This is a genomic window from uncultured Methylobacterium sp. (genome assembly GCF_964242245.1).
Taxonomy (GTDB): Bacteria; Pseudomonadota; Alphaproteobacteria; order Rhizobiales; family Beijerinckiaceae; genus Methylobacterium.
Window position 1 is genome coordinate 1 of sequence record NZ_CAXTBY010000214.1, and the last position, 2,942, is coordinate 2,942.

A 2,942-nucleotide genomic window follows, 5' to 3' on the forward strand; every position below is an offset into this window, starting at 1 on the left:
GCCGACAGCGCCGCGCGCTGGCCGAGCCCCTGCAGCGCGACCCCCAGGATCGCGACGCCGAGCGCCTGTCCGCAGAAGAACGAGAAGGCGTGCAGGGCGACCGCCGAGGCGCGGGCGCCGGGCGCCACCTCCGTGACCTGCACCTGAAAGGTGTTGTGGAGCATGTAGAAGCCGAACCCCATCGCCACGAGGGCCGCGGCATCGAGCTGCCAGCTTCCGGCGAGGCCGATCATGACGAGCGCTCCGGCGCAGACCGCGGCGCCGCCCACGAGCATCCGCGCCATTCCGAGCAGGCGGACCAGCAGCGCGACGAGGGCCGAGTAGATCAGGCCGCCGACGGCAAAGCCCGCGAGCGCCAGCCCCGCCTCGCGCGGGCCCCCCTCGCCGCGCGCCTCGATCAGCGGCGCGAGGTGGGGGAAGATGCCGAAGACCGCGATCGCCTCGACGAAGACCGCCGCGAACAGCACCTGCGCCCGCGGATTGGCGACGATGCCGCGGTAGCGCGCGAGCGCCTGCCGGAACTCGGGCCGCCGGGGCGGGGCGCGCCCGCGCCGGTCGAAGCCGAACAGCGTGGCCGCGCAGCCGAACCCGGCGACGGCGGCGTTGATGCCGAACACGCCGTGCCAGCCGATTTGCCCCTCGATCAGGCCGGCGAAGGTCGAGCCCGAGAGCTGGCCGAGGATGACGGCGACGAGGAACCGCCCGATCGCCACTTGGCGCCGCTCCATCGCGATCAGATCGCCCATCAGGGCCAGCGCCAGGGGGATGACGCCGCCGGCGGCCGCGCCCGCGACCATGCGCAGGCCGAACAGGACGCGAAGGTCGGCGGCCAGCGCGCAGCCGACGAGCGCGGCGACGAGGACGCCGAGGCAGGCGATGATGACCCGCTCCTTGCCGATCGCGTCGCCCACCGGCCCGAGAACCGGCTGGATCAGGGCGTAGGGCAGGGCGAAGGCCGTCGACAGGAGCGCCACCGTATGGGCATCGCTGCCGAGATCCCGCGCCAGCACGCCGACGAGCGGCTCGACCGACCGCCACGCGAAGGTGCTGACGAAGCCCGCCACGGCGAGCACGAGGATCAGGCGCCCGATGGAGGGGACGGACGTGGGAGGGACGATCATGCGTTGAGGCCCGGTGGTAACCCGGCACAAGGATGCAACGCCGGCTCGGAGCGACCTAGAGCGCGCTGCGACGAAGGGGATGCCGGTTCGGCGTGCCGGGGGCCATGGGTGCCGGATCTGCGACCTCGTGCTGCCAGCGGTGGGCCGGCGCCGCGGAGCGGCAGCCACCACGGGCTCTTGCCGATTGCGGCACGCGCTTGCGCCGAGCGAATTGCCGCGGCCACGATGACGCGCCCTCGTCAGCGCAGGCGGTGACGAGGGACGCCCTGCATGCGTTGCGACGAGGGCGATCGGCGGCGTTGCCGGGACCGATTGCAACGCGATCGGGCGCGGCTCTAAGATCGTTTCTGCATCCCTTGATCCGAGATAGATCAACACGCAGTCAGGCGATCTTCCGTCGATCACCGGGGCACAGTTCAGGATGGCGCGCTTCTTCGCTGGAGCGCCGAGGGTCTCCCGAAGCAGGCACGGTTTGGCGTGGTCACGGCCCGCCGGGCAGAGGGACCGGCCGGCAGGCTGACGGCGACGCCTGCCAACGTCAAGGCGATGCAATCGGCCCTCGCGGCCCTCAAAACGGCCGGCATCCGGTTCATCCCGCAGGATGGCGGTGGCCGGTTCCGCGAACCACGGAAGGATCAGCCATGACTCGCACCCGGTCCAGGACCCTTCGCCTCCTGACGGCATCGGCCGTGCTCGCGGCAGGCTGGGGGAGCACCGCCTCCGCCGACTGCCGGCGACGCGTCTCCAACCGCTCGGCCTACGTCCTCGTTGCCAGTCAGGACGGCGGCCCCGCCTTCGTGATCAGGCCGGGACGATCCGTCCCCGTCCGGCTGTCGCGGCCGGGCCGCTTCGATCTGACGGCCTACTGCCCGCCGGTCGACCGCTTCGGCCGGCCGGTCGCGGGCGGGCGGGAGGCCGCGCAGATCCACCTCGACTACGAGGCCGTCCTGGACCGCTGCTACGTGAAGATCGGCGACGGCCTGTTCGAGCCCGAACTTGGTCCGGGTTTCTTCGGCACGCGGGACACCGCGCCGTTCACGGTCAACAATCCGAACCCGGGCGACATCGTCCTCGGACCTCTCAAGGCGCGATGCTCACCGGGCGATTGAGCGCACATCGCGCCCTCAAACCTTGAGGCTTGGAGCGTGCATGGTCCCGGGAAGAGGTGTGACGGATTGAGCCTGAAGCGTTCGGGCTCGTGCGTCCAGGCCTGAAGGATGAACGCAGCGGGCGTGAGGCTGCGCAGGTCAAAAACCATCGAGCGGGGCTCTTCCGGTCCCATCCGGGCCTCTGCCGCGGTCTCGCCCCTGCGCCGCTTCCGCACCGTCGTCGGGCCGGCGCCGCAGCGCCGGGCCGGCGCCCGCGCTTCCCGTCGCCGGGAGCGCGCGACGGACTGCCTTCCGTTGCAGGCGCTGCCGTGAAGACCCTGACCCGGAGCACATCCCGCCCAGCATGGTCGTCAACCGGACCACCACGCCACGGGATCAAACACCTAGAACGGGATGTCGTCGTCGAGATCGTAGTTGCCGCGCGCGCCGCCGCCGCCGGCAGGTGCCGGGCTCGGACGACGCTCGCTGCCCTGCGATCGGCTGCCGCCGTGATCGCCCCCGCGGCTGACCTGCCCGCCGCCCTCGTCGTCGGCGCCCATCTCGCCGCCCGCGCCGCCGCGTCCGTCGAGGATCGTCATCTCGCCGCGGAAGCGCTGAAGCACCACCTCGGTGGTGTACTTCTCGACGCCGGAGTTGTCGGTCCATTTCCGGGTCTGAAGCTGGCCCTCGATGTAGACCTTCGAGCCCTTGCGCAGGTACTGCTCGGCCACGC

Annotated in this window: 3 protein-coding genes and 1 pseudogene; 1 reads left to right on the plus strand and 3 read right to left on the minus strand. The window is 71.7% G+C overall.

Features of this window, described 5'->3' with window-relative positions; all coding sequences use genetic code 11:
• Positions 1 to 1,121 (minus strand): MFS transporter (locus ACFE8Y_RS21480; RefSeq protein WP_375466394.1); only part of this gene is annotated, 1,121 nt, incomplete at its 3' end.
• A 641-nt stretch (positions 1,122 to 1,762) separates the two neighbouring features.
• On the opposite strand from ACFE8Y_RS21480, the gene ACFE8Y_RS21485 reads away from it, so the two are divergent.
• A complete protein-coding gene (locus ACFE8Y_RS21485; protein WP_375466395.1) occupies positions 1,763 to 2,230 on the plus strand; it encodes a hypothetical protein in 468 nt (155 codons plus the stop codon).
• 35 nt (positions 2,231 to 2,265) lie between these two features.
• On the opposite strand, the pseudogene ACFE8Y_RS21490 reads toward ACFE8Y_RS21485, so the two are convergent.
• Positions 2,266 to 2,367: pseudogene (locus tag ACFE8Y_RS21490) on the minus strand (IS481 family transposase); the annotation flags it as partial.
• A 246-nt stretch (positions 2,368 to 2,613) separates the two neighbouring features.
• The coding region (gene ssb, locus ACFE8Y_RS21495; RefSeq protein WP_375466396.1) for a single-stranded DNA-binding protein at positions 2,614 to 2,942 on the minus strand (329 nt) is incomplete at its 5' end.

What these genes read in the sequence shown, in the direction of transcription:
- ACFE8Y_RS21485 (WP_375466395.1), top strand. Translation starts at nt 1,763, where the DNA reads ATGACTCGCACCCGGTCCAGGACCCTTCGCCTCCTGACGGCATCGGCC.